Here is a 25,577-nt window from a genome sequence, read left to right as displayed (position 1 = left end):
CCCGGTACGTGAACGGCCAGTGGTACGACGCCGATGCGGGCCCGCTCGTGCGCCCGTACGCCATGACCGGCGGGCGCACGAAGCCGGGGCCCCACGGGGTCCGGTTCGACCTGATCGCGCTGGTCGTCATGGACGGCGGGGGCGCTGCGGGCCCGGACGCGGCCGCCGAGTCGCTGCTCGGCCCCGAACACCGGGCACTGCTGGGGCTCTGCAGGTCCGAGACCCAGTCGGTGGCGGAGCTCGCCGCGGACGCGGACCTGCCGGTGGGCGTGGTGCGGGTGCTGCTCGGGGACCTGCTGGAGGGCGGGCACGTCAAGGTCAGCCGGCCGGTGCCGCCCGCGCGGCTGCCGGACGAGCGGATTCTGCGTGAAGTCATCGAGGGATTGCGAGCGCTGTGATGGAACGACACCACGACGGACCCGGCGGACCGGACCCGGAGCCCGGCCCGGATCATGATCCGGATCAGGCTCAGGATCCGGAAGCAGACGGGGAACTGACCGCGCTCGCGCTGAAGATACTCGTGGCGGGCGGGTTCGGGGTCGGCAAGACCACGCTGGTCGGGGCGGTCAGCGAGATCCGCCCCCTGCGGACGGAGGAACTGCTCAGCGAGGCCGGTGAACGGGTCGACGACACGGGCGGGGTCGCCCAGAAGACCACCACGACCGTGGCCATGGACTTCGGGCGGATCACCATCCGGTCCGGGCTGTCGCTCTACCTTTTCGGTACGCCGGGGCAGGACCGGTTCTGGTTCCTGTGGGACGAGCTGTCGCAGGGCGCCTTGGGCGCGGTGGTGCTCGCGGACACCCGCCGGCTGGAGGACTGCTTCCCGGCGGTGGACTACTTCGAGCACCGGCGAATCCCGTTCGTGGTGGCCGTGAACTGCTTCACGGACGCACGGAGGTACGGGGCGCACGAGGTCTCGCGGGCACTGGACCTGGAGCCGGGGACACCGGTGGTGCTGTGCGATGCGCGGGACAAGGACTCGGGCAAGGAAGTGCTGATCAGGCTGGTCGAGTACGCCGGGCGGGTGCACACCGCCCGGCTGCTGGACTCGGTGGAGCCGCAGGCCGATTCCGTGTGAGGCGGCCTGCGGCAGGGGAGGAGGCGCCCGTGTCAGTCGGCCACGCCGGCGACGGAGATCACCTTGTCGATGCCGACGCGGACGAGGAGTTCACCGGGGACGGCGTTGCGGCGGCCGAAGGCCTCGGCACGCTCCTCGCCCATGTAGCGGGCGCCGATCCTCGTCGCCCAGGGGACCATCTCCTCCAGGTCCTCGCTGATCTCGGCGCGTCCCATGAGGACGACGTAGGAGAACGGCGGCCGGTCGTCGTCCACGCAGAGCGCGACCCGGCCGTCGCGGAGCAGGTTGCGTCCCTTGACCGTGCCCTTGCCGGTGTTGAAGACGAAGGAATCGCCGTCGAGAACGAACCAGATGGGTGCGACATGCGGGCTGCCGTCCTCGCGGACGGTGGACAGCTTGCCGGTGCGGGTCCCGTACGAGACGAATGCCCGCCATTCCTCTTGAGTCATCTTCTTCGCCATGGGGACATCCTCCTTGCCGGAAAGGCGCTGGTGGGGAAGGCTGGCGGCACTTACTACGAGGGGTGGGGCGCGGCCACGCCGGCGGCGTCAACGGGGAGGGGCTCGAAATGGCACTGGACAAGCAGCTCGACTGGCTGCTCGACGACCTGACGCGTCGGGTGCAGCAGGTCAGGCATGCGGTGGTGCTGTCCAATGACGGCCTGGTGACCGGCGCGAGTGCGGGACTCGCGCGGGAGGACGCGGAGCACTTGGCGGCCGTGGCCGCGGGGTTGCAGAGCCTGGCGAAGGGGTCGGGGCGGCATTTCCGGGCCGGCGAGGTACGGCAGACGATGGTCGAGTACGACGACGGTGTCCTGTTCGTCATGGCGGCGGGCGCGGGGAGTTCCCTGTGCGTTCTCAGTGCCGCCGAGGCCGACATTGGTCAGGTCGCGTACGAGATGACACTGCTGGTCAACCGGGTGGGCGAGCACCTGGGAGTGGCGGAGCGGCGGATCACCGGCGGCTGACGCCGGAGTTATCCACAGGCCTCGCGGGTGTCGTGGCGCTGAGTTACGGTCTTCACACAGAGTAATCGTCACTTGTGGGGGAGGACCGTCATGGAGGTCGCGACGAAGCAGTCGGGGCACGCGCTGCCGGATTCCGGGGCGCCGGCCCTGCCGGGTGCACGGGCGCACGCCCTGCGGGCGGTGCGGGTGGACGGGCCCCCGGTCGTACGGGCAGACCTGCTGCCGGATACGGGAGTGGGCGGGGCCCGGGCCGCCCGGGAACTGGGGCTGACCCGGACGGAGTTCGCCCGGGCCGTCCAGCTGGGCATCGTCCGGGCCGGGCCGCCGGCGCCGGGCGGATCCGCGCGCTACACGCGGGCGGATCTGGAGCGGCTGCGGTCGTCCGAGGGATTCCCGGACGCGCTGCGCGGGAGGGTGGAAACCGTGGCCGGAGCCGAAGCTGCGGGCGGGGTGCTCGGCATCAGCCCGGGCCGGTTCACCCGGCTCGCGCGCTGCGGGCACATCACCCCGGTCGGCTACCGGATCAACCGCTACCGCATGGTGGTCTGGCTCTATCTGGCAGCTGAGCTACGGGAGTTCGCCGGTAGGGAGGCGGGGATGCTGCGCGGGAGCGCACCCCCGGCGGACCGGGAACTGATGGCCGCCAAGGCGGATCTGAGGCCCCGGAAATGGCGCGGGCGCCATGTGGGCCTGCTGCTGAGACGAACCGCCGACCCCTGGGAGCGGGCTGCCGTACTGGCCTCCGTACTCCCGGAGGAGGAGCTGCGGGAGGCCGTGCCCGATCCGGCGGAGCGGATCGTGCTCGCCGCGCTCGCCCCGCCCCCGCCGTACGGGCACCCGCAGATCCCGGCCGCGGCGGCCGTCGCACGCCGGCTGTTACGGGCGGAGCCGCCGGACGAGATCCACTGGTACCGCACCAGCCTGGACTTCGCGCTGACCGGGGCCCGCGGTCAGTCGAAGTCGACGGGCGAGAGCGGGCCGACGTAGACCCAGGCCCCGGCCTCCCGGGTGAAGGCGCTGTGCTCGTGCAGGGAACCGGTGTGCCGGCCTTCGCGGTAGTACGCCCGGAACTCCACCGAGCCCTCCGTCTCGAACATCCCGCCGCGCTCGGTGGCGAGGACGTCGAGGCGCTCCCAGCGCTGGTCGGGATCCAGGTCGAGCCGGCCGGGCCGGGTGCTCGGGTGCCAGGAGCGCAGCAGGTAGGCGGTGTCGCCGACCGCGAACGCACTGAACCGGGAGCGCATCAGGAGCTCGGCGGTGGGCGCCTGGTGCGCGCCCGAATGGAAGCGGCCGCAGCAGTCCGGGTAGGCGGCGGGCAGCCCGCAGGGGCAGGGGAGGGCCGGGGTGGGCATGGGTGTGCTCAGCTCTTCGTGGACGGGACGGGCTATTGGGGTGACACGGGCGGCTTGCCCGCCTTGTCGGCGTACGGGCGGAAGAGGCCCTCCTGGACGACGGAGACCAGCAGCCTGCCCTCCACGTCGTAGATGCGGCCTCGGGCCAGGCCCCGGCCGCCGTGCGCGATGGGGGACTCCTGGTCGTACAGGAACCACTTGTCCGCGCGGAACGGACGGTGGAACCACATGGCGTGGTCGAGCGAGGCCATGTCGAAACCGCGCATGCCCCAGAGGGGCTCCACGGGGATGCGCACGGCATCGAGGAGGGTCATGTCACTGGCGTAAGTGAGGGCGCAGGTGTGCACCAGCGGGTCGTCGCCCAGCGGGCCGACCGCGCGCATCCACACCGCGCTGCGCGGATCGGCGTCCTTGAGCTCCTCGGGAGTCCAGCGGAGCCGGTCCGTGTACCGGATGTCGAACGGCTGGCGGCGGGCCATCCGCTCCAGCGCCTCGGGCAGCGCGCCCAAGTGCTCGCGAATCTCGTCCGCGACCTTCGGCAGGGTGTCCGGGTGGGGGAAATCGAGCCGGGGAGGCAGCTGGTGTTCGATGCTGCCCTCCTCCGGATGGTGGAAGGAGGCGGTGAGATTGAAGATCGTCTTGCCTTGCTGGACCGCGGTGACGCGGCGCGTGGTGAAGGACCGCCCGTCGCGCACCCGCTCCACCTGGTACACGATCGGCACCCCGGGGATGCCGGGGCGCAGGAAGTACGCGTGCAGCGAGTGGACCGGGCGGTCGCTCTCGGTGGTGCGGCCCGCGGCCACCAGCGCCTGGCCGGCGACCTGCCCGCCGAAGACCCGCTGGAGGGACTCCTGCGGGCTGGCGCCGCGGAAGATGTTGACCTCGATCTGCTCCAGGTCGAGCAGATCGACCAGTCTCTCGGCCGGATTCGTCATCAGAGGTTCTCCACTGTCGGGTCCGGCGGGGCCGGTCGCTTGCGGGTCGGGGGTCCCCCCGGACGGAGTCCGGGGGAGATCAGAGCACGCCGAGCTCGCCGACCGAGGTCAGCCGGATGATCGCACGGCCCTCCTCGTCGGAGGCCGCGAGGTCGACCTCGGCGCTGATTCCCCAGCCATGGTCGCCGTTCGGGTCCGCGAAGGTCTGGCGGACGCGCCACAGGCCGTGCGCCTGGTCCTCCTCGATCTGGAGCAGCTTCGGGCCGCGGGCGTCGGGGCCGGTGCCCAGGTCGTCGTACTCGTCCCAGTACGCGTCCATGGCCTCGCCCCAGGCATCGGCGTCCCAGCCGGACTCGGCGTCCAGCTCGCCCAGCTCCTCGATGTGGTCCAGCGCGGCGAGCTCCACCCGGCGGAACATGGCGTTGCGGACCAGGACGCGGAAGGCGCGGGCGTTCGCCGTGACCGGCTTGACCTGGTCGGCCTTCTCCTGGGCCTGCTCCGCCGTCTCCACCTCCGGATTCGCCAGCTGCTCCCACTCGTCGAGCAGGCTGGAGTCGACCTGGCGGACGAGCTCGCCCAGCCAGGCGATGAGGTCCTGGAGGTCCTCGGACTTGAGGTCGTCGGGAATGGTGTGGTCCAGCGCCTTGTACGCGCTCGCCAGATAGCGCAGCACGATGCCCTCGGTGCGGGCGAGCTCGTAGAAGGAGGTGAACTCGGTGAAGGTCATCGCGCGCTCGTACATGTCGCGGATGATCGACTTCGGGGAGACGGGGTGGTCGCCGACCCACGGGTGGCTCTTGCGGTACACGTCGTAGGCGTGGAAGAGGAGCTCTTCCAGCGGCTTGGGATAGGTGACGTCCTGAAGACGCTCCATCCGCTCCTCGTACTCGATCCCGTCGGCCTTCATCGCGCCCACGGCGATGCCGCGTTCCTTGTTCTGCTGGGCAGCCAGGATCTGGCGCGGGTCGTCCAGGGTGGACTCGACGACGGAGACCATGTCCAGCGCGTAGGACGGCGAGTCCGGGTCCAGCAGGTCGAAGGAGGCCAGAGCGAAGGTGGACAGCGGCTGGTTGAGCGCGAAGTCCTGCTGGAGGTCGACGGTGAGCCGGATGGTGCGGCCCTCCGCGTCCGGGGTGTCGAGCTTCTCGACCACGCCGCCGTCGAGCAGCGAGCGGTAGATCGCGATGGCCCGGCGGATGTGCCGCAGCTGGGCCTTGCGCGGCTCGTGGTTGTCCTCCAGGAGGTGGCGCATCGCCTGGAAGGCATCGCCCGGACGGGCGATGACCGACAGCAGCATGATGTTCGTGACCTTGAACCGGGAGGTGAGCGGCTCCGGGTCGGCGGCGATAAGCTTCTCGAAAGTGGTGTCCGACCAGGCGACGAAGCCCTCGGGAGCCTTCTTGCGCACCACCTTGCGGCGCTTCTTCGGGTCGTCGCCGGCCTTCGCGAGGGCCTTCTCGTTCTCGATGACGTGCTCGGGCGCCTGGGCGACCACATAGCCCGCCGTGTCGAAGCCGGCCCGGCCCGCACGGCCGGCGATCTGGTGGAACTCGCGGGCGCGCAGGGTGCGGACCCGGTTGCCGTCGTACTTGGTGAGCGCGGTGAACAGCACCGTGCGGATGGGGACGTTGACGCCGACACCGAGGGTGTCGGTCCCGCAGATCACCTTCAGCAGGCCGGCCTGGGCCAGCTTTTCGACCAGGCGCCGGTACTTGGGCAGCATGCCGGCGTGGTGGACGCCGATGCCGTGCCGGACGTAGCGCGAGAGGTTCTGGCCGAACTTGGTGGTGAAGCGGAAGTTGCCGATCAGATCGGCGATCTTGTCCTTCTCCTCACGGGTGCACATGTTGATGCTCATCAGCGACTGCGCCCGCTCGACCGCCTGGGCCTGGGTGAAGTGCACGATGTAGACGGGGGCCTGCCGGGTCTCCAGCAGCTCGGTGATCGTGTCGGTGATCGGCGTGGTGACGTACTCGTACGACAGGGGCACGGGGCGGGTCGCGGAGCGGACCACCGAGGTCGGCCGGCCGGTGCGCCGGGTCAGGTCCTCCTCGAACCGCTTCACGTCGCCGAGGGTCGCCGACATCAGGACGAACTGAGCCTGCGGGAGCTCCAGCAGCGGGATCTGCCACGCCCAGCCGCGGTCCGGCTCGGCATAGAAGTGGAACTCGTCCATGACGACCTGGCCGATGTCGGCGTACTTGCCGTCACGCAGGGCGATCGAGGCCAGTACCTCGGCGGTGCAGCAGATCACCGGGGCGTCCGCGTTCACGGAGGCGTCGCCGGTCAGCATGCCGACGTTCTCGGTGCCGAAGAGCTTGCACAGGTCGAAGAACTTCTCCGACACCAGCGCCTTGATCGGAGCGGTGTAGAAGGTCACCTTGTCCTGGGCGAGCGCCGTGAAGTGCGCGCCCGCGGCGACGAGGCTCTTTCCGGAGCCGGTCGGGGTGGACAAGATCACATTCGCCCCGGAGACGACCTCGATGAGTGCCTCTTCCTGCGCCGGGTACAGGGTGATGCCCTGATCCTCCGCCCACGAGGAGAAAGCCTCGAAGAGGGCGTCGGGGTCGGCGTTCGGCGGGAGCTGATCAATGAGGGTCACACCCCCCATCTTGCCTGGCTTCCCGCCCGAAGAGGGAACCGGCGGACGCATCGAAGATCACCGACGGTACGCTGTGCCGTCGACCGGGCCCGAACGAATCCGTCAACAGGGCCCGACCACCACACGACTGGGGCGGGTAACGACCATGATGGGTCCGGCGCACTCATTGTCCGGGGCGGCAGCCTGGCTGGGGGTGGGTGCGGCGGCCGCGGCCGCCGGACACCCGATGCCCTGGCCGGTTCTCGTCGTCGGCGCGCTCATCTGCGCCGGCGCCGCCCTCGCCCCCGACCTGGACCACAAGTCGGCGACGATCTCCCGCGCCTTCGGCCCGCTCTCCCGGGGCCTGTGCGAGGTGGTCGACAAGATCTCCTACGCCGTCTACAAGGCCACCCGGGCCCCGAAGGACGCCCGTCGCAGCGGCGGCCACCGCACCCTGACGCACACCTGGCTGTGGGCCGTCCTGATCGGCGCCGGCTCCTCCGCGCTGGCGGTCACCGCCGACCGCTGGGGCGTGCTCGTCCTGCTCTTCGTCCACCTGGTCCTGGCCGTGGAGGGCCTCCTGTGGCGGGCCGCCCGGATGTCCAGCGACGTCCTCGTCTGGCTGCTCGGCGCCACGAGCGCCTGGATCCTGGCCGGTGTCCTCGACCAGCCCGGCAACGGGGCCGGATGGCTGTTCACCGGCCCCGGCCAGGAATACCTCTGGCTCGGCCTGCCGATCCTGCTCGGCGCCCTCGTCCACGACATCGGCGACGCGCTCACCGTCTCCGGCTGCCCCATCCTGTGGCCCCTCCCGATCGCAGGGAAGCGCTGGTACCCCATCGGCCCGCCCAAGGGGATGCGCTTCCGGGCCGGCAGCTGGGTGGAGCTCAAGGTCCTCATGCCCGTGTTCATGCTGCTCGGCGGCATAGGGGGAGCTTCCGCGCTCGGATTCATCTAGTCCGTTCAGTCGGCCCGTTCAGCGCAAAGGCCCCGGTCTCCGCGCAGCAGCGGGGACCGGGGCCTCGAACGACAGGGCGCGGTACGGGGCGCGGCGGGTCAGCCGTGCCAGGAGCGCCACAGGGCCGCATAGGCACCGTCCGCTGCGACCAGCTCGTCGTGCGAGCCCAGTTCGCTGATCCGGCCGCCCTCGACCACGGCGATCACGTCCGCGTCGTGCGCGGTGTGCAGCCGGTGGGCGATCGCGATGACCGTGCGGCCGTCCAGCACCCGGGCCAGCGAACGCTCCAAATGCCGTGCGGCACGCGGGTCCAGCAGCGAGGTGGCCTCGTCCAGCACCAGCGTGTGCGGATCGGCCAGCACCAGCCGGGCCAGCGCGATCTGCTGCGCCTGCGCCGGGGTCAGCGCCGTACCGCCCGAACCCACCTCGGTGTCCAGACCGGCCTCCAGGGCCCGGGCCCAGCCCTCCGCGTCCACCGCGCCCAGCGCCGCCCACAGCTCGGTGTCACCGGCCCCCGTGCGCGCCAGCCGGAGGTTGTCCCGCAGCGAGCCCGCGAACACATGGTGCTCCTGGTTGACCAGTGCCACGTGCTCGCGCACCCGCTCCGCGCGCATCCGCGACAGCTGCGCCCCGCCGAGGGTCACCTCGCCGGTCCTCGGCGCGTAGATGCCCGCGAGCAGCCGGCCCAGCGTGGACTTGCCCGCTCCGGAGGGGCCGACCAGCGCCATCCGGGTACCCGGAGGCACGGCCATGGACACCCGGTGCAGCACGTCCACCCCTTCCCGGTAGCCGAAGCGGACCTCGTCGGCCCGGACGTCCCGCCCCGCCGGGGAGACGGCCGCGTCGCCCGCGTCCGGCTCGATCTCCCGTACGCCCACGAGGCGGGCGAGAGAGACCTGGGCGACCTGCAGCTCGTCGTACCAGCGCAGGATCAGGCCGATCGGATCGACCATCATCTGCGCCAGCAGAGCCCCCGTGGTCAGTTGCCCCACCGACATCCAGTCCCGGAGCACGCAGTAGCCGCCGATCAGCAGCACGGAGCCGAGGATCGTCACGTAGGTGACGTTGACGACGGGGAAGAGGACCGTCCGCAGGTACAGGGTGTACCGCTCCCAGGCCGTCCACTCCTTGATCCGCCGCTCCGACAGGGCGATCCGGCCCGGCCCGAGGCGGTGTGCCTCGACGGTGCGGCCGGCGTCCACCGTCTCGGTGAGCGCGGCCGCGACCGCCGCGTACCCGGCCGCCTCCGACCGGTATGCGGAGGGGGCCCGCCGGAAGTACCAGCGGCAGCCGATCACGAGCACCGGCAGCGCCACCAGCGCGGCAAGGGCCAGCGGCGGTGCGGTCACCGTGAGCGCCCCGAAGAGCAGCCCGACCCAGACCACGCCGATCGCCAGCTGCGGCACAGCCTCGCGCATCGCGTTGGCCAGCCGGTCGATGTCGGTGGTGATCCGCGACAGCAGGTCACCGGTGCCGGCCCGCTCCAGCACACCCGGCGGCAGGCCCACGGACCGCACCAGGAAGTCCTCGCGCAGATCGGCCAGCATCTCCTCGCCGAGCATCGCGCCGCGCAGTCTGACCAGCCGGACGAAGAACGTCTGGACCACCAGGGCCAGCGCGAACAGCAGGGCCACGCGCCCCAGGTGGAGCTCGCGCGCCCCCGCCGCCAGCTGGTCCACGACCCGGCCCAGCAGGTAGGGGCCGACCATGGACGCGAGCACCGCGGCCGCGTTGACCGTCACCAGCACCACGAAGGCCCGCCGGTGCCGCCGCAGCAGGCCACGGACATAGCCCCGTACGGTTGCCGTCGAGCCCACGGGCAGGGTGGCGGCCGATTCGGGGGCCGCCGGATCGTATTGCGGCGGCGCCACGCCGATCATGCGGATTCCTCGATCTCTGTGAGTGCTTCTTCCATCCGGGTCAGTTCCATGCGTGCCACCCGCTGCTCCTCGTCCGTCTCCCGGGTGACGACCGCCCGGTACAGCGGTTCGCCGTGCAGCAGTTCGCGGTGCGTTCCGGTCGCGGCGACGGCGCCCTCGTGGATCAGGACCACCCGGTCGGCACGGTCCAGGAGCAGCGGCGAGGAGGCGAGCACCACCGTCGTGCGCCCGGAGCGCAGAGCGGTGATCCCGTCCGCGATGCGGGCCTCGGTGTGCGAGTCGACCGCCGAGGTCGGCTCGTCCAGCACCAGCACCTCCGGGTCGGTGGCCAGGGACCGCGCCAGAGCGAGCCTCTGGCGCTGCCCGCCGGACAGGGACCGGCCGCGCTCGGTGATCCGCGCGTCCATGGGGTCGTCCACCCCGTCCGGCGCCGACTGGAGCAGCGCGTCCAGGACGTCCCCGCACTGGGCGGCGGCCAGCGCCGTCCCGGGCCCGACGGCTCCGGACGCCGGTACGGCGAACAGCTCGCGCAGGGTTCCGGACAGCAGCACCGGGTCCTTGTCCTGTACGAGGACCAGCGTGCGCGCGGTGTCCAGTGCGAGTTCGTCCAGCGCGACCCCGCCCAGCAGCACCGAGACCCGCGCGGCAGGCGGGCCGTCGTCCGCCGGATGACCGCCGAGGCGCTCGGCGAGCCTGCCCGCCAGGTCCGGGTCCCCGCACACCACGGCGGTGAACCGGCCCGCCGGGGCCAGCAGCCCCGTCGCGGGGTCGTACAGGTCCCCGCCCGGCGCCGGAGCCGCGACCTGCGCCGTCCCGGTGGCGGGCGCCGCCGGCACCGGGGCTTCGGTACGCGTCAGCGACAGCACCCGGGCGGCCCGCTGGGCGGAGGGCCGGGAGAAGGAGTACGCCATGGCGATCTCCTCGAAGTGCCGAAGCGGGTAGAGCATCGTGGCCACCGCGCTGAACGCGGCGACGAGTTCACCCACCGCCAGCCGGTCGTCCAGCACGAGCACGGAGCCGTACCAGACCACGGTGATCAGCAGGGCGCCCGGGAGCAGCACCTGGATCGCGGAGATCAGCGCCCACATCCGGGCGCTGCGCACGGCCGCCTTGCGGACCTCCTGCGAGGCCTCGCGGTAGCGGCCCAAGAACAGCTCCTCGCCGCCGATGCCGCGCAGCACGCGCAGGCCCGCCACGGTGTCGGAGGCCAGTTCGGTGGCCTTCCCGGCCTTCTCGCGCTGGATGTCGGCGCGCCGGGTGGCGCGCGGCAGCAGCGGCAGTACGGACAGGGCGAGCACCGGGACGCCGATCGCGACGACCACACCGATCGAGGGCGCGTAGAACAGCAGGCCGACGCAGATGGCCACGACGGCGAAGGCGGCGGCGAGGAAGCGGGACGCCGCCTCGACGAACCAGCCGATCTTCTCGACGTCTCCCGTGGAGACCGCGACCACTTCGCCCGCCGCGACCCGCCGGGTCAGGGCGGAACCCAGCTCGGCGGTCTTGCGGGCGAGCAGCTGCTGCACGCGCGCGGCAGCGGTGATCCAGTTGGTGACGGCGGTTCGGTGGAGCATTGCGTCGCCGGCCGCGATGGCGATGCCGATCAGTGCCAGCAGCGCGCCGACCAGCAGCAGCCGGGTGCCGTCGCGCCGTACGACCGCGTCGACACCCAGACCCACCGCGTACGGCAGCCCGGCGATGCCGCAGAAGTGCACCAGTCCCCAGCACAGGCTCCTGACCTGTCCGCCGAGTTGGCCGCGCCCCAGCCACAACAGGAAGCGCGGGCCGGAGCGGGCGTCGGGTACCCCGGGATCCGGATACGGAAGATCGCTGATCTGCATGACGCCCCATGACTGGTCGAGTGGTTCAAACCGAAAAAGGTTCGCCTTCCGGACCGGTCCCGGGCAATCCATTTTGCGTTGGCCAAAGCCTTACGCGACGGGGTTTGCGGCCCGCCGGCCCACGTCCCGCCAGGTCAAGGGCGGCTCGCCCACTCAAGTTCCAGCAGCGCCGAGCGGTAACTCCGGCCGGTGGCCCGGTCCATGCCCACCTCACACATCCGGCTCGCCGACAAGTGCGCGTCGAAGGCACGTGACGTCACCTCCGCCGCCTCGCGCTCCGTCGCCGAGTCGGTCAGCTCCGGGTGCAGCATGCCCCGGTCGCCCGCGAAGGCGCAGCAGCCCGCATCGTCCGGGACCACCACCTCCGTCGCGCAGGCCTCGGCCACGGCGCGCAGCTGCGGCTCGTCGCCCAAGTGGAGCATCGAGCAGGTCGGATGGAGCACGGCCGAGCCCACCGTGCGCCGGATCTCCAGGTGCGGGAGCAGCTCGTCCGCCGCCCACACGACGGAGTCGACGACCTTCAGCTCCGCATGCAGCGCCCGGTTGTCGTCCGTCAGGTACGGGACCACCTCGTGCGCGATGCCCAGCGTGCACGAGGAGGCGTCGACCACGAGCGGCAGCCGCCCGCCGGCGGTCCACCCCCAGGCGGCCTCGACGATCCGGTTGGCCATCACGCGGTTCCCGGCGTCGTAGCCCTTGGAGTGCCAGATCGTCGCGCAGCAGGTGCCCGTGACGTCGCCCGGGATCCACACCGGTTTCCCGGCCCGCTCCGACACCGCCACCACGGCCTCGGGCAGGGAGGGCCCGGGCCGGTCCCCGGGGCCGCCGAAGATGCGGTTCACGCACGCCGGGTAGTACACGGCTGCCGCGCCCACCCGCCGGGTACCGGGCAGCTTCCCGGCGGCCGCGCCGGGGATCTGCGGCAGCCACTCCGGCACCAGGTCCGGGCGCACGGCCCTGCGCGCGGCCCCGGTGACCGCCTCCAGCAGCCCGTTGCCGACCCGGTCGGTGATCTTGTCTGCGGCTGCCACGGCCAGCCGGGCGGCGCGCTCCACGGCCTTGAACCGCTGGGCCGCGAGCTCGGCGCCGCGCTCCTCGCGCGGGCCGTGCCGGCGGTGGCGGAAGTCCCGCATCAGCGCTCCTGTGTCGATGCCGACGGGACAGGCCAGCTTGCAGGTGGAGTCGCCCGCGCAGGTGTCCACGGCGTCGTAGCCGTAGGCTTCGAGCAGTCCGTCCAGCACGCGGGATCCGGGCTGCTGGCGCATCATCTCGCGGCGCAGCACGATCCGCTGGCGAGGCGTCGTCGTCAGGTCCTCGCTGGGGCAGGCCGGTTCGCAGAAGCCGCACTCGATGCACGGGTCGGCCACCGCCTCCACGCGCGGGATCGTCTTCAGTCCGCGCAGATGTGCCGTCGGGTCGCGGTCGAGGAGGATGCGCGGGGCGAGCAGCCCGTCCGGATCGACGACCCGCTTCGTCCGCCACATCATCTCGGTGGCCCTGGGCCCCCACTCCAGTTCCAGGAACGGGGCCATGTTGCGGCCGGTGGAGTGCTCGGCCTTCAGCGAGCCGTCGAACCGCTCCACCGTGAGCCGGCAGAAGGCGTCCATGAAGGCCCCGTACCGTTCGACGTCCACGGGCTTCGCGGCGTCGAAGGCGAGCAGGAAATGCAGGTTGCCGTGGGCCGCGTGGCCGGCGACGGCCGCGTCGAAGCCGTGCTCCGCCTGGAGCGCGAGGAGCGCCTCGCAGGCCTCGGCCAGCCTGGAGGGCGGCACGGCGAAGTCCTCGGTGATCAGGGTGGTACCGGGGGCGCGAGCCCCGCCGACGGCGGTGACGAACGCCTTGCGGGCCTTCCAGTAGCCGTTGATCGTCTTCGCGTCCCGGGTGAAGGTGTTGGTGACCGAGGCCACCGGAGCCACCAGCTCCAGTGAGGCGAGCACCTCGGCGGCGCGGCGCTCGTACTCCGCCCGGCCCGCCTCGTCCGGGGCGCGGAACTCCACCAGCAGGGCGGTCGTGCCCTTCGGCAGCCCGGCCCAGTCGGCGGGGACGCCGTCGACGCTGACCGAGGCCCGCAGGGTGTTGCCGTCCATCACCTCGACGGCGAGGGCGCCCGCCTCGTTGAAGAGCGGTACGGCGGCGGCCGCGGCGGGCAGCGAGGGAAAGAACAGCAGGGCACTGGTCAGCTTGCGGTCCAGCGCCACGGTGTCGAAGACGACCTCGGCGATGAATCCGAGCGTGCCCTCCGAGCCGACCATCAGCCCGCGCAGGATCTCCACGGGGGTGGTGCCGTCCAGGTACGCGTCGAGGCGGTAGCCGGTGGTGTTCTTGATCTCGTACTTGGCCCGGATCCGGGCGACGAGCTCCGGGTCGGCCTCGATCTCCTGCTTGATCTCCATCAGCCCGCGGCACAGCGCCGGTTCCGCGCGTGCCAGCTCCTCGTCCGCCAGCGGGTCGGCGGTGTCCACGACGGTGCCGCCGGGCAGCACGAACGTGAGGGAGGAGAGCATGCGGTACGAGTTCCTCGTGGTCCCCGCCGTCATGCCGGACGCGTTGTTGGCGACGACTCCGCCGACGGTGCAGGCGATGGCGCTCGCCGGATCGGGGCCGAGGACGCGGCCGTGGCGGGCGAGTGCGGCATTGGCCCGTGCCACGGTCGTGCCGGGCCGGATCCGGGCGCGGCGGCCCTCCTCCAGCACCTCGACGCCGGCCCAGTGGCGGCGGACGTCGACCAGGATGTCCTCGCCCTGGGCCTGGCCGTTCAGCGAGGTCCCGGCGGCGCGGAAGACGACCTCGCGCCCGCGGCCGTGGGCGTAGGAGAGGATCGCGGAGACGTCGTCGATGTCCTCGGCGACCACCACCACCTGCGGCACGAACCGGTACGGCGAGGCGTCGGAGGCGTAGCGGACCAGGTCGGAGACCTTCCACAGCACCTTCCCGGCGCCCAGCAGCTCCGTCAGCTCGGTGCGCAGCGGCTCCGGGGTGCCGGCGGCACGGTGCTCCGGGACCCGGTCGGGGGCGGGGCCGCCGATGCCGTGCGGGCGCAGGGCGCCGGGCTTCGGTTCCAGCAGCGGCATGCGCGACCCCTTGCCTACTCGTTCGGCCTAGTCCGAGGGGCCCTGTCCCGGTCTCGGGGGGCCTTCCCCGCAGCGGCGCTCCGTCGGGGCGTCCGTCAGAGCGTCCAGCAGGCCGCCGAGCACCTCGCGCTGCCCGGCGGTCAACGGAGCCAGGATCTCCTCTGCCGCGTCGGTTCGCGCGTTGCGCAGCCGGCGCAGCGTGGCGCGGCCCGTTTCGGTGAGCTCGATCCGTATGACGCGCCGGTTGGCAGGGTCGGGTGCGCGGCGCACGCACTCGGCGGCCTCCAGGCCGTCGACGAGCGTGGTCACGGCGCGGGGCACGACTTCCAGGCGGGCGGCGAGGTCCGCCATCCGGGGCGGCTGGTCGCCGTCGTAGTGCGAGACGAGGCGCAGCAGCCGGCTCTGGGCGGGGGTGATGCCGAGCGGTTCCAGATGGCGTTTCTGGATCCGGTGGAGCCGGCGGGTCAGCCGCAGCAGCTGTTCGGCGAGCACGCCGTCCGTGCTGTCGGTTTCGGAAGCGGTCCTCATACTGGGGAACAGTACCAGGACCAGATTCATTGTGAGCATAGGTAACAATGAGCTATGCTCATTCGAGTCTCGTCAGAAGGAGGCCCATGCGCCCCGAAGAGCCGAAGTGGACCCCATCGAAAGAAGCACTCGACCCCAACCGCCCCGCCCCCGCGGAGCAGCCGCGTGAGCTGCGCCGGATCGTGGGCCTGTTCCGCCCCTACCGCGGCCGCCTCGCCGTCGTGGGGCTGCTCGTCTGCGCCTCCTCTCTGGTCGGAGTGGCCTCGCCGTTCCTGCTGAAGGAGATCCTGGACGTCGCCATCCCCGAGGGGCGTACCGGGCTGCTCAGCCTGCTCGCCCTCGGCATGATCCTCACGGCCGTGGTCACCAGCGTCTTCGGCGTGCTCCAGACCCTGATCTCCACCACCGTCGGCCAGCGCGTCATGCACGACCTGCGCACCGCCGTGTACGCCCAGCTCCAGCGGATGCCGCTGGCCTTCTTCACCCGCACCCGGACGGGCGAGGTGCAGTCCCGCATCGCCAACGACATCGGCGGCATGCAGGCCACGGTCACCTCGACCGCGACCTCGCTCGTCTCCAACCTGACGGCCGTGATCGCGTCCATCGTCGCGATGCTCGCGCTCGACTGGCGGCTCACCCTCGTCTCGCTGCTCCTGCTGCCCGTGTTCGTGTGGATCAGCCGGAGGGTCGGCCGCGAGCGCAAGAAGATCACGCTTCAGCGGCAGAAGCAGATGGCCGCCATGGCCGCCACGGTCACCGAGTCGCTGTCGGTGAGCGGCATCCTGCTCGGCCGCACGATGGGCCGCGCCGACTCGCTGACCCGGTCCTTCTCCGACGAGTCCGAGAAGCTCGTCGGCCTCGAAGTGCGCTCCAGCATGGCAGGGCGCTGGCGGATGTCCACCATCGGCATCGTCATGGCCGCCATGCCCGCGCTGATCTACTGGGCCGCAGGCATCGCGCTCCAGTCGGGTGCCCCTTCGCTCTCGGTCGGCACTCTCGTCGCCTTCGTCTCGCTCCAGCAGGGCCTGTTCCGGCCCGCCGTGAGCCTGCTGTCGACCGGCGTGCAGATCCAGACCTCGCTCGCCCTGTTCGCCCGGATCTTCGAGTACCTCGATCTGCCGGTGGACATCACCGAGCGCGCGGACGCGGTGCGCCTGGACCGGGCCCGGGGCGAGGTCCGGCTGGAGGACGTGCACTTCGCGTACGACGTCAAACACGGGCCCACGCTGACGGGGATCGACATCACCGTCCCGGCCGGCGGCTCGCTCGCGGTGGTCGGCCCGACCGGTTCGGGCAAGAGCACGCTGAGCTACCTCGTGCCCCGGCTCTACGACGTGACCGGCGGCCGGGTCGCCCTCGACGGGGTGGACGTACGCGACCTCGACTTCGACTCGCTGGCCCGCTCCGTAGGCGTGGTCTCCCAGGAGACCTACCTCTTCCACGCCTCGGTCGCCGACAACCTCCGCTTCGCCAAGCCCGACGCCACCGACGAGGAGATCGCCGAGGCGGCCCGCGCGGCCCAGATCCACGAGCACATCGAGTCCCTGCCCGACGGGTACGACACCCTGGTCGGCGAGCGCGGCTACCGCTTCTCCGGAGGCGAGAAGCAGCGCCTCGCCATCGCTCGCACCATCCTGCGCGATCCGCCGGTGCTGATCCTCGACGAGGCCACCAGCGCCCTCGACACCCGCACCGAGCATGCCGTGCAACGGGCCATCGACAATCTGTCCCAGGGGCGCACCACGATCACCATCGCGCACCGGCTCTCCACCGTCCGCGACGCCGACCAGATCGTCGTCCTGGACAAGGGCCGCATCGCCGAGCGCGGTACGCACGAGGAACTGCTGGAGGCGGACGGCCGGTACGCGGCCCTGGTCCGCAGGGACCGCGAAGCCGCGCTCACGCCGGAGACGGCCGCCGCCCGCATGGTCCGGGAAGCGTCGGCGGCCACGGCGGTCGGGCCGGTCGACCCGACCGGGCCGGCCGGGGGAGCCGCGCAACCCACGCCGGTAAACGTGTGATCGTATGACAGATATGCGGGCGTGATGCCGGAAATATGACATTTCGCAGGTTAGCGTTCCTGCATGCGTCATGAGTACCTGCCGCCACTGCGTGGTTCCCGGCTCACCCGCCGGGGCCGTCTGGCGCTCTTCCTCGGCATGCTGCTCGCCATCGGTGCGGTCGCCCTCCTTCCGCTGCTGCGGAGCGGGGAAGCCCCCGAGAAGCCGCGCCAGTTGACGATTCCCGGAGGCTGGCGGGCGCCCCAGGTGTACGCCGCGATCGACCGCGAGCTCAAGCTCCCGGCGGGTTCCGCCAAGGCGGCGGTCGCCACGGCCGGACTTGCCCTGCCCGCTGAGGCGAAGGGCAATCCGGAAGGCTTCCTGTTCCCGGCGACGTACCCGGTGACTTCGAAGTCCACGCCGGCCACCCTGCTCGCGTACATGGTGCAGACGGCCAACCGCAAGCTCGCGGCCAAGGCCGTCGCCGACGGCGGCAAGGCGCACGGCATGACCCCGTACCAGACGGCCACGCTCGCCAGCATCATCGAGGCGGAAGCCGCATCACGCGCCGACCAGGGCCGGGTCGCCCGGGTGGTGCACAACCGGCTGGCCCGGTCCATGCCGCTCCAGATGGACTCCACCATCAACTACGCGCTGAACCGCAGCACGGTGGACACCAAGCTCAGCGAGACATGGATCGACAGCCCCTTCAACACCTACCGGCGCCAAGGGCTCCCGCCGACGCCGATCAACAGCCCTGGCCTGGACGCCATGGCCGCGGCCGTCGCGCCGGCGCCGGGCGACTGGCTGTTCTTCGTCACCGTGAAGCCGGGGGACACCCGCTTCTCGGCGACGTACGAGGAGCACAAGAGGCACGTCGCGGAGTTCAACCGGATCCGCGCCGAAACCGGTGCGGGGAGCGGAGGGGACACCGGACGGCGCGCCCAGGCGGGCTCCCGCGCCGGTTAGACCGTCCCGGTGGAGCGGGCGGCGGCCGGCTCCCGGGGGCCGTCGGCGCCCCGTGCCAGCAGGCGGCGGATCTCGCGGACCGCGGCGCCTCCGGCACGGTTGGCGCCGATGGTGGATGCCGACGGTCCGTAGCCGACCAGATGGATCCGTTCGTCGCGGACCGCGCGGGTGCCCTCGACCCGGATGCCGCCGCCGGGCTCGCGCAGGTGCAGTGGGCTCAAGTGGTCGATGGCGGCCCGGAACCCGGTGGCCCACAGGATCGCATCGGCCTCCACCCGCCGCCCGTCCGCCCAGGCGACGCCCGTCGCCGTGATCCGGTCGAACACGGGCTGCCGGTCCAGCACCCCCGAGGCCAGACCGGCCCGGACGGCCTCGTTCAGCGGGAGCCCGGTCACGCTGACCACACTCTGCGGGGGCAGTCCCCGGCGCACCCGCTCGTCGACCAGGGCCACCGCGGCCCGGCCCTCGGCCTCGCCGAAGCCCCCGTCGCGGAACACCGGGGGCCGGCGGGTCACCCAGGTGGTCTCCGCCGCCACCTCGGCGATCTCCAGCAGGTGCTGCACCGCCGAGGTGCCACCGCCCACCACGACCACGCGGGCCCCGGCGAACTCCTGCGGACCCGGGTAGTCCGCGGTGTGCAACTGGCGGCCCCGGAAGGTCTCCTGGCCCGGGTAGCGCGGCCAGAACGGGCGGTCCCAGGTCCCGGTCGCGTTGATCAGGGCCCGTGCGGACCAGGTCCCGGCCGAGGACTCCACCCGCAGCCGCCCGTCGGCGCCCTCCCGTACCGCCGTGACGTCCACGGGCCGCCGAACGCGCAGCCCGAACCGGTCCTCGTATGCACCGAAGTACTCCCCGATCACCGCCGAGGACGGCCGCAGCGGATCGGCGTCCGTGAGCTCCATGCCGGGCAGCGCGTGCATCCCGTGGACCTTGCCGTACGTCAGTGAGGGCCAGCGGTACTGCCACGCGCCACCGGGGTGCGGTGCGTGGTCGAGCACCACATGGCCGATCCCCGCCCGCGCCAGGTGATAGGCGCTGGACAGTCCCGCCTGCCCGGCGCCGACGACCACCACGTCGACGACCTCGACCCGATCCCCGACTCCGGCGGCCGCACCCTGCATGATTTCGTTCACGGTTCTACCAACTCGCCGGACCTGGCGGATCTTCCCGGCCCTCCACAACGGCACGGCAAGAGGCCCTCCGCGATGCGGACGAGGCTCGGCAGATGCCGCTGCGCCGGGGCGGGCCGCTCGCTAAGGTCGAAGGTCGAAGGTCGAAGGTCGAAGGTCGAAGCCCATCACGGGCGATGGCGGCGAGCGGCGGGGGCGGCTGGGTGGGGCGACGATTCTTCATCGGCATGGGCAGCGGCCGGTACTGCAACCTTCCCGAGGAGGAGCAGCTGGCCTCCGTGCCCACGGACCTCCGCGCGATGTCCGCGCTCTTCACCTCCTTCGGGTACACGCCGGTGCTCTCCGGACTGGGTGAGTACGACGGCGCCGACCAGCTCCGCCAGAAGCTCCGCCACTGGTCCGCCGACGCAGACCTCACCGGAGACGACGTGGTGGTGGTCTACTTCGCCGGCCACGGAGCCGTCGAGGAGCGGGACCGGCACTACCTGCTGTGCTGGGACTCGCGTGACGCGGACCTCGCCGCCACCGCCCTGGCCACTGAGGATCTCGTCCGCATCCTCTGCAAGGGAGGCCTGCGCCACCTGCTGCTGATCCTGGACACCTGCTCCGGCGGTGCGGGCAGCGCGGACGCCTCGGCCGTCGCGCTGCAGACGATCGTCTACCGGGGCGCGGCGGCCGACGCCTCCGCGGGTCTGTGGTTCCTGGCCTCCGCCCGGCGCAAGGACGTCGCCGACGACGGGGCCTTCGTCGCGGCGCTGGGCGAGGCCGTCGCCACCACCACGGAACGCACCGGGCAGCGCCAGCAGTACCTCGACCTCACCGAGCTCGTGAAGGCCGTCAACGAACGCTTCGAAGCCGAGGGCCGCGGCCAGCGCGCCGAACTGGCCAGCGGACTGGTCACCGGCCTCGCGCCGTTCCTCGCCAACGCCGGCTACCGCGAGGAGTTACCCCCGCTCGGCACGGACCTGGAGGTCCAGCGCCGCGTCGTCGCCCGCGATCTCACCGAGCACTTCGGCCCGCGCTCGCGCGGCGTGGAATTCGAATCGGAGCAGGGCCTCTACTTCAGCGGCCGGGTCGCCGTCCTCTCCGAGCTCGTCGCCTGGCTGACCGCCGCCGGCGGCGACGGCCGCGGGCGGGTCGTCACCGGAAGCCCGGGCTGCGGCAAGTCCGCGGTCCTCGGCCGCATCGTCGCCCTCTCCGACGAGGCGTACCGGTCCCGCCTCGACCTGACGGACGTGGACTCCCGCACGGTGGTTCCCGCAGGATGCGTGACCGCCGCCGTCCACGCCCGGCACAAGCGGCTTGAGGAGATCGTCGACCGCATCGCCTCCGCCCTCGGCACCGAGGCCGACGGCGCGGCCGCGCTGCTCCAGGAACTCAACCGTCGCGGCCGCCACGGCCCCCCGCTGATCATCGTGGTCGACGCCGTCGACGAAGCGGGGTCGGACACCGCCGCGGACGCCGGCGGCCACGGCGAACCCCGCAGGATCACCCGCGAACTGCTCCGCCCCATGTCGGAGATCCAGGGCGTACGACTCCTCGTCGGTACCCGCCACGAACTGGTGACCCCGCTCGGCCCCACCTTCGTCTGCATGGACCTGGACCGCGAGGAGTACCGGGCAGGCCACGAGGACGTCACCGGATACGTCGCCCGGGTGCTGCTCGCCGCCGAGGAGGCCGACGTGCGCACCCCCTACCGCGACCGGCCCGGGCTGGCCCGGACCGTGGCGGGCAAGGTGGCCGACAAGGCAGCCGGCGTCTACCTCTACGCCCGCACGACGGCCCGTACGCTCCGCTCCGACAAGGACGCCGTCGACATCGACAGGCCGGACTGGGCGGAGAAGCTGCCCAGCGAGGTCGGCGAGGCCTTCGACGACTACCTGGCCCGATTCGGCCCCGACGAGCCCCGGGTCCGGCGGATGCTGCTGGCACTGGCCTTCTCGGAGGGCAAGGGGCTGCCGCGCGGCAGGGTCTGGACCGCGCTGGCCTCGGTGATCTCCGGAGTCCCCTGCTCCGAAGCGGACGTCACCTGGGTACTCGACGTCGGCGAGGCCTACGTCGCCGAGGTCATCGACGACGACCGGCGCTCCGCCTACCGGCTCTACCACAAGGCACTCGCCGAACACCTGCGCGCCACCGCCGACCGGCCCCCGGCCGAGATCCAGCAGGCCGTGGTCGAGGCACTGCGCTCGCTGGTACCCGGAGCGGCCGAGGGCCGTCCGGACTGGTTCGCCGCGGTGGCGTACGTACGCCAGCACCTGGCCACGCACGCCGCGGCGGCGGGCCGGCTCGTCGAGCTGATCGAGGACCCCGGCTTCCTGCTCGCCGGCGAACCCCTTTCGCTGCTGCGGGCGTTCGCCGCCATCGAGGGGGAGGGCGCCCGCCGGATCCGGGGGGCCTACGAGCAGGTCGCCCACCGGCTCACCGCCGACCGCCCGCTCGGTGAGCGGGCCGCAGACCTCCAGCTCTCGGCCCGCCGCTGCGGAGCCGACGGCCTGGCGGGCCGGGTGGAGGAGCTGTCCGTGCTGCGCCCCTGGTCGGCGAGCTGGGCCTGGTGGTCCGCGAGCGGGGTCCACCGGTTGCTGGCCGGGCACGGCCGCGCGGTGACCTGCGTTGCGGTGGGCCTGCTCGACGGGCGCCCGATCGCCGTCACCGGCAGCGTGGACCGCACCGCCCTGGTCTGGGACCTCCAGGCACAGCGACAGATCGGGGACCCGCTCCCGGTGGGGATCGGTGTGAGCGCCCTGGCCATCGGGGAACTGGGCGACTACACCGTGGCGTTGACCGGCGGAGACGACGGAACGGTCCGGATCTGGGACCTGTCGGCCGGCCAGGAGTACGGCGCGCCCCTCAGCGGGCACACCAACCGCGTCGAATCGATCGTCATCGGCGCCGTCCGAGGCCGTCCGGTGGTGCTGACGGCCAGTGCGGACGGCACGGCCCGGGTCTGGGACCTGGTCGAACGCCGCCAGCTCGGCTGCGAGCTCAGCGCCCACCGGCGCTCCGTCCGGGCAGCGGACCTCGGTGAGCTCGACGGCCGCCCGATCGCCGTCACCGGCGGCGCGGACAAGGCCGTGCACGTGTGGGACCTCTCCGACGTCCTGGACGGCGGCGACGCCCGCCTGGACGGCAGTCCGCTGATCGGCCCCGCGATGGCCGTCACGGCCGTGTGCCTCGCCCGGCTGGGTGACCTGACGGTGGCACTGGTCGGGGACGAGGCCGGCATGCTCAGCCGCTGGGACCTGGCCGGGCGCCGCCAGATCGGGGAGCCCGTCATGGCACACGTCCACCTCACCCGCAGCGGGGTGTTCTCCGCGACGGCGGGAGAGTTCGGCGGCCGCCCGGTGGCGTTGACCAGCGGCAGTCGCAGCGCCCGCCTGTGGGACCTGCAGACGCTGCAGCCGCTCGCCCACCAACTGCGCGGCCACGTGGAGGACATCACGGCCGCCGCGCTGGTCAACCACGGAGAGTCCGCGCTCGCCGTCACGGTCGGGAACGACCGTACGGCCCGGATCTGGGACCTGGCGGCGGACCAGCCGCCGGAGGGCCACACGCGGCCCGTCTGCGCCATCGACTTCTGCGCCGGGCCCGGGTCGCCGAGAGTCGTCACCGGAAGTGAGGACGGCACCGCCCGGGTGTGGGACCTGTCGACCCGGGAGCAGCTGGGCACTCCGATGGAAGGGCACACCGGGCAGGTGTTCGCCGTGGCCTGCGCAGTGGTCCACAACCGGCTGCGCGTGGCGACCGGAGGCTCCGACACCACCGTCCGGCTGTGGGAGCCGCTGCGGGCCGCCGCCGGGGGGATCGTCCTGGTGGGGCACACCAACGCGGTGCGCTGCCTGGCGTTCGGCGAACTCGACGGCAGACCGGTCGTGGTCAGCGGCAGCGAGGACGGCACGGCCCGGGTGTGGGACGCCGCCACCGGGGCGGCGGTCGGCTCGCCGTTGGCAGGCCATGTGGGAGGCATCCAGCATCTGAAGGTGCGGCGAGCGGGCCGCGGGATGGAGATCGTGCTCTCCACCCTCCTCGGCCACGCCTACCTCTGGCGGCTCACCGGCGACGGCACCCCGCAGACCCCCCGGCCCGCGGCCCACTTCGAGGTCATGGACGTGACGTTGTCCGCCCGGATCGTGGGCGTGGCCTTCCACCGGGCGCGCGCCGTCGTCCTGTCCTCCATCGCCGGGAACGACGTGAACGTCCACGACCTGACCGAGGGCAAGCGGGTGGCGGGACCGTTCCACGGGCACACCGGCTTCGTGCTGGCCGGCACACTCGGCCGGATCGGTGACGCAGCGGTGCTCGCCACGAGCGGGCTCGACGACGCCGTGCGCATCTGGGACCTGGAGACGCGGGAACTGCTCGGCCCGCCCTTGGAAGCGTTCTACTCGATGGGTCCCACCGGCTCGCAGACGCCCGTGGTGTTCGGCCGTGTGGAGGGTGCGCCCGTCGCCGTCACCGCCGGGTCGCTGGACGTCCGCATCTGGGACCTGGCCACGATGGAGCCGGTGGGCGAGCCCCTGTGCGGAGTGGACCAGTCGCTGCAGTCCGCCGACATCGTCCCCGGCGGGGACGGCCGGGACCTGGTGGTCACCGGCGGGGACGACGGGGTGGTCCGTCTCCACGACCTGGCCGACGGCAGGCAGGTGGCGCCGCAGCTCCCCTTCGATTCGCAGGCGCTGAACCACGTCACCACGGCCTGCCTGGACGGGGACACCGTGGTGGTACGGAGCAGCTGGCTGAGCACCGACGTGTGGAGCCTCGGACCGCGCGGCCGGATCACGAAGCGGCCCGGTACCTCGTGGCAGGCCGCGGCCCATGCGCTGGACGGGCGGCAGTTGGTGGTGTCGGTCGACCGGGACTACACCCTGCAGGCCTGGGACCTGCGCACGCAGTCACCCGTGGGCGCGCCCATGACCGGTCACACGGCCCTGGTCACCGCCCTGCGGACCGGCGTCCTCGGAGCTGCGCACATCGTCGCGAGCGCGTCCTACGACGGGACCGTACGGCTCTGGGACCTCAGGACAGGACGGCCGGTCGCCGATCCGCTCGGCGGGCACGACCTGGGCGCGACGGGTCTGGAACTGGCCCGCGTCGCGGGCGAGGACCTCGTCGTCACGGGATCGGGCGACGGCAGCCTGCGCGTCCACACGCACGAACACGGCTGGCGGCTGCGCAGGGAGTTCCCCACCTTCTCCGCGGGCGTCAGCGCGATCCGCGTCGCGGAGGTCCACGGCACGCCCACCCTCATCGCTGCGGACCGCTACGGCCTGATGCGGGTGTGGAACATGATCCGCTCCAGCTGGACGACGGAGATCCACATCGGCAGCAGCATCAACGGCTTCGCCGTCGACCCCGCCGGACGGATCTGCGTCGCCACCGACATGGGCGTCGTCGCCCTCAGCCTGACGGAGGCCCGACCGTGAGCCGCATCGTCCTCGTCCACGGCATCGCCCAAGAGGTCCTGGGCCCCGAAACCCTGCTCGCCGAGTGGTACCCCGCCCTCAGCGACGGGCTCACGCTCGGATCCGGGCCGGGTGTCCCGCGCGAGGAGGTCTCCATGGCCTTCTACGGGGACCTCTTCCGGCAGAAGGGCCACCGCGGGCCGGGCGTCCCCGAGCTCGACGCCGGCGACGTCGAGGACGGCATCGAGCGCGAACTGCTGCTCCAGTGGTGGGAGCACGCCGCCCGGCTGGAGAGCAGGGTCCCCGGACCGGGGGACAGGACCCGGCTGCGCACCCCGCACCTCGTGCAGCGGGCCCTGGACGCGCTCAGCCACTCCGCCTTCTTCGCCGGCATCGGAGAACGGCTGATGATCGGCGCCGCCAGGCAGGTCCGGCGGTACTTCACCGAGCCCGCCCTGCGGGACACGATCGGGCAGCGGCTCGCCGACACCCTCACCGACCGGACCGAGCTGGTCGTCGCGCACTCCCTCGGCTCCGTCGTCGCGTACGAAGCCCTGTGTGCGCGGCCCGAGCGGCCGGACGTGGCCCTGGTGACACTGGGGTCCCCGCTCGGGGTGCGGAACATCGTCTTCGACCGGCTCCGGCCTGCGCCGACGCACAGCCGGGGGCGTTGGCCCGCCCCCGTGCGGCAGTGGGTCAACATCGCCGACGGGGGCGACCTCGTGGCCCTGGCCAAGGAGCTGGGGCCCCTGTTCGGTGACCGGGTGCGGGACCTTCCGATCCACAACGGGGCCCGGGCGCACGACGTACGGCCCTACCTGACGGCGGCCCCGACCGGGCGGGTCATCGCCGAGGCACTGGCAGGGCACGCGCGGTGACGCC

At 72.3% G+C, this 25,577-nt stretch carries 18 protein-coding genes; 9 read left to right on the top strand and 9 right to left on the bottom strand.

Annotated features, from left to right (window positions below; translation table 11 throughout):
- Nucleotides 1–8: 8 nt before the first annotated feature.
- Complete coding sequence (locus ABTY04_RS05320; RefSeq protein WP_502996560.1) at nucleotides 9–398, top strand: DUF742 domain-containing protein; 390 nt, start codon at nucleotides 9–11, stop codon at nucleotides 396–398.
- Complete coding sequence (locus tag ABTY04_RS05315; protein ID WP_352211970.1) at nucleotides 398–1,081, top strand: GTP-binding protein; 684 nt, start codon at nucleotides 398–400, stop codon at nucleotides 1,079–1,081. Before ABTY04_RS05320 ends, ABTY04_RS05315 begins: the two co-directional genes overlap by 1 nt.
- Before the next feature lie 32 nt (nucleotides 1,082–1,113).
- Here ABTY04_RS05315 and ABTY04_RS05310 read toward each other — a convergent pair whose 3' ends face one another.
- On the bottom strand, nucleotides 1,114–1,542 hold the full coding sequence (locus ABTY04_RS05310; RefSeq protein ID WP_352211969.1) for a PPOX class F420-dependent oxidoreductase: 429 nt from the start codon (nucleotides 1,540–1,542) through the stop codon (nucleotides 1,114–1,116).
- Between the two features lie 107 nt (nucleotides 1,543–1,649).
- Between ABTY04_RS05310 and ABTY04_RS05305 the strand changes: the two genes are divergently transcribed.
- Together ABTY04_RS05305 and ABTY04_RS05300 are read left to right on the top strand one after the other, a co-directional pair.
- On the top strand, nucleotides 1,650–2,048 hold the full coding sequence (locus tag ABTY04_RS05305) for a roadblock/LC7 domain-containing protein (RefSeq protein WP_030296771.1): 399 nt from the start codon (nucleotides 1,650–1,652) through the stop codon (nucleotides 2,046–2,048).
- Between the two features lie 90 nt (nucleotides 2,049–2,138).
- A complete protein-coding gene (locus ABTY04_RS05300) occupies nucleotides 2,139–3,035 on the top strand; it encodes a DUF6397 family protein (protein ID WP_352211968.1) in 897 nt (298 codons plus the stop codon).
- Here the strand turns inward: ABTY04_RS05300 and ABTY04_RS05295 are convergent.
- The 3 genes from ABTY04_RS05295 to ABTY04_RS05285 all read right to left on the bottom strand — a co-directional run bounded on the left by ABTY04_RS05295 (nucleotide 2,999) and on the right by ABTY04_RS05285 (nucleotide 6,937).
- Nucleotides 2,999–3,400 carry a YchJ family protein gene (locus tag ABTY04_RS05295; RefSeq protein WP_352211967.1) on the bottom strand — a complete coding sequence of 134 codons (402 nt, stop codon included), beginning with the start codon at nucleotides 3,398–3,400 and terminating at the stop codon, nucleotides 2,999–3,001. The two genes, ABTY04_RS05300 and ABTY04_RS05295, sit on opposite strands and share 37 nt — an antisense overlap.
- 32 nt (nucleotides 3,401–3,432) lie before the next feature.
- Complete coding sequence (locus ABTY04_RS05290; protein ID WP_352211966.1) at nucleotides 3,433–4,335, bottom strand: acyl-CoA thioesterase; 903 nt, start codon at nucleotides 4,333–4,335, stop codon at nucleotides 3,433–3,435.
- Between the two features lie 79 nt (nucleotides 4,336–4,414).
- Entirely contained in the window at nucleotides 4,415–6,937 is a 2,523-nt protein-coding gene (locus ABTY04_RS05285; RefSeq protein ID WP_352211965.1) for a DEAD/DEAH box helicase, read from the bottom strand.
- A gap of 145 nt (nucleotides 6,938–7,082) precedes the next feature.
- Between ABTY04_RS05285 and ABTY04_RS05280 the strand changes: the two genes are divergently transcribed.
- Nucleotides 7,083–7,874 (top strand): metal-dependent hydrolase, encoded by a 792-nt coding sequence (locus ABTY04_RS05280; protein WP_352211964.1) that lies wholly within the window; start codon nucleotides 7,083–7,085, stop codon nucleotides 7,872–7,874.
- A gap of 98 nt (nucleotides 7,875–7,972) precedes the next feature.
- Here ABTY04_RS05280 and ABTY04_RS05275 read toward each other — a convergent pair whose 3' ends face one another.
- From ABTY04_RS05275 to ABTY04_RS05260, 4 genes are all read right to left on the bottom strand, one after another.
- Nucleotides 7,973–9,754, bottom strand: coding sequence for an ABC transporter ATP-binding protein (locus tag ABTY04_RS05275; RefSeq protein WP_352211963.1), 1,782 nt, complete (start codon nucleotides 9,752–9,754; stop codon nucleotides 7,973–7,975).
- Nucleotides 9,751–11,595, bottom strand: coding sequence for an ABC transporter transmembrane domain-containing protein (locus tag ABTY04_RS05270; RefSeq protein ID WP_352211962.1), 1,845 nt, complete (start codon nucleotides 11,593–11,595; stop codon nucleotides 9,751–9,753). The genes ABTY04_RS05275 and ABTY04_RS05270 overlap by 4 nt, the downstream gene beginning before the upstream one ends.
- A gap of 134 nt (nucleotides 11,596–11,729) precedes the next feature.
- Entirely contained in the window at nucleotides 11,730–14,666 is a 2,937-nt protein-coding gene (locus ABTY04_RS05265; protein WP_352211961.1) for an FAD-binding and (Fe-S)-binding domain-containing protein, read from the bottom strand.
- Nucleotides 14,667–14,693: 27 nt separating this feature from the next.
- Nucleotides 14,694–15,194: a MarR family winged helix-turn-helix transcriptional regulator gene (locus tag ABTY04_RS05260; RefSeq protein ID WP_352211960.1), complete on the bottom strand. Its 501-nt coding sequence runs from the start codon at nucleotides 15,192–15,194 to the stop codon at nucleotides 14,694–14,696.
- Between the two features lie 86 nt (nucleotides 15,195–15,280).
- Here ABTY04_RS05260 and ABTY04_RS05255 point away from each other — a divergent pair, with 86 nt between their 5' ends.
- A complete protein-coding gene (locus ABTY04_RS05255; RefSeq protein WP_352211959.1) occupies nucleotides 15,281–17,215 on the top strand; it encodes an ABC transporter ATP-binding protein in 1,935 nt (644 codons plus the stop codon).
- Between the two features lie 63 nt (nucleotides 17,216–17,278).
- Nucleotides 17,279–18,163 carry an endolytic transglycosylase MltG gene (gene mltG / locus ABTY04_RS05250; RefSeq protein WP_352211958.1) on the top strand — a complete coding sequence of 295 codons (885 nt, stop codon included), beginning with the start codon at nucleotides 17,279–17,281 and terminating at the stop codon, nucleotides 18,161–18,163.
- On the opposite strand, the gene ABTY04_RS05245 is transcribed toward mltG, so the two are convergent.
- Nucleotides 18,160–19,284, bottom strand: coding sequence for an FAD-dependent oxidoreductase (locus ABTY04_RS05245; RefSeq protein ID WP_352212150.1), 1,125 nt, complete (start codon nucleotides 19,282–19,284; stop codon nucleotides 18,160–18,162). The two genes, mltG and ABTY04_RS05245, sit on opposite strands and share 4 nt — an antisense overlap.
- A 212-nt stretch (nucleotides 19,285–19,496) precedes the next feature.
- On the opposite strand from ABTY04_RS05245, the gene ABTY04_RS05240 reads away from it, so the two are divergent.
- The gene (locus tag ABTY04_RS05240; protein WP_352211957.1) at nucleotides 19,497–24,716 is read left to right on the top strand and encodes a caspase family protein; all 5,220 of its coding nucleotides are present in this window, start codon (nucleotides 19,497–19,499) and stop codon (nucleotides 24,714–24,716) included.
- Nucleotides 24,713–25,573 (top strand): hypothetical protein, encoded by an 861-nt coding sequence (locus tag ABTY04_RS05235; RefSeq protein ID WP_352211956.1) that lies wholly within the window; start codon nucleotides 24,713–24,715, stop codon nucleotides 25,571–25,573. Before ABTY04_RS05240 ends, ABTY04_RS05235 begins: the two co-directional genes overlap by 4 nt.
- Nucleotides 25,574–25,577: the final 4 nt, after the last annotated feature.

The organism is Streptomyces sp. NPDC097981 (assembly GCF_040302565.1).
In the GTDB taxonomy this organism is placed as follows: Bacteria; Actinomycetota; Actinomycetes; order Streptomycetales; family Streptomycetaceae; genus Streptomyces.
Note: the sequence above shows the minus strand (reverse complement) of the source record. Positions and strands in the feature narration are given on the sequence as shown.

Excerpts from the sequence above, each read along its gene's own strand:
- ABTY04_RS05315 (WP_352211970.1), top strand. The coding sequence starts at position 398 with ATGGAACGACACCACGACGGACCCGGCGGACCGGACCCGGAGCCCGGC.
- ABTY04_RS05310 (WP_352211969.1), bottom strand. The coding sequence starts at position 1,542 with ATGGCGAAGAAGATGACTCAAGAGGAATGGCGGGCATTCGTCTCGTAC.
- ABTY04_RS05305 (WP_030296771.1), top strand. The coding sequence starts at position 1,650 with ATGGCACTGGACAAGCAGCTCGACTGGCTGCTCGACGACCTGACGCGT.
- ABTY04_RS05300 (WP_352211968.1), top strand. The coding sequence starts at position 2,139 with ATGGAGGTCGCGACGAAGCAGTCGGGGCACGCGCTGCCGGATTCCGGG.
- ABTY04_RS05295 (WP_352211967.1), bottom strand. The coding sequence starts at position 3,400 with ATGCCCACCCCGGCCCTCCCCTGCCCCTGCGGGCTGCCCGCCGCCTAC.
- ABTY04_RS05290 (WP_352211966.1), bottom strand. The coding sequence starts at position 4,335 with ATGACGAATCCGGCCGAGAGACTGGTCGATCTGCTCGACCTGGAGCAG.
- ABTY04_RS05280 (WP_352211964.1), top strand. The coding sequence starts at position 7,083 with ATGATGGGTCCGGCGCACTCATTGTCCGGGGCGGCAGCCTGGCTGGGG.
- ABTY04_RS05275 (WP_352211963.1), bottom strand. The coding sequence starts at position 9,754 with ATGATCGGCGTGGCGCCGCCGCAATACGATCCGGCGGCCCCCGAATCG.
- ABTY04_RS05270 (WP_352211962.1), bottom strand. The coding sequence starts at position 11,595 with ATGCAGATCAGCGATCTTCCGTATCCGGATCCCGGGGTACCCGACGCC.
- ABTY04_RS05265 (WP_352211961.1), bottom strand. The coding sequence starts at position 14,666 with ATGCCGCTGCTGGAACCGAAGCCCGGCGCCCTGCGCCCGCACGGCATC.
- ABTY04_RS05260 (WP_352211960.1), bottom strand. The coding sequence starts at position 15,194 with ATGAGGACCGCTTCCGAAACCGACAGCACGGACGGCGTGCTCGCCGAA.
- ABTY04_RS05255 (WP_352211959.1), top strand. The coding sequence starts at position 15,281 with ATGCGCCCCGAAGAGCCGAAGTGGACCCCATCGAAAGAAGCACTCGAC.
- mltG (WP_352211958.1), top strand. The coding sequence starts at position 17,279 with ATGCGTCATGAGTACCTGCCGCCACTGCGTGGTTCCCGGCTCACCCGC.
- ABTY04_RS05245 (WP_352212150.1), bottom strand. The coding sequence starts at position 19,284 with ATGCAGGGTGCGGCCGCCGGAGTCGGGGATCGGGTCGAGGTCGTCGAC.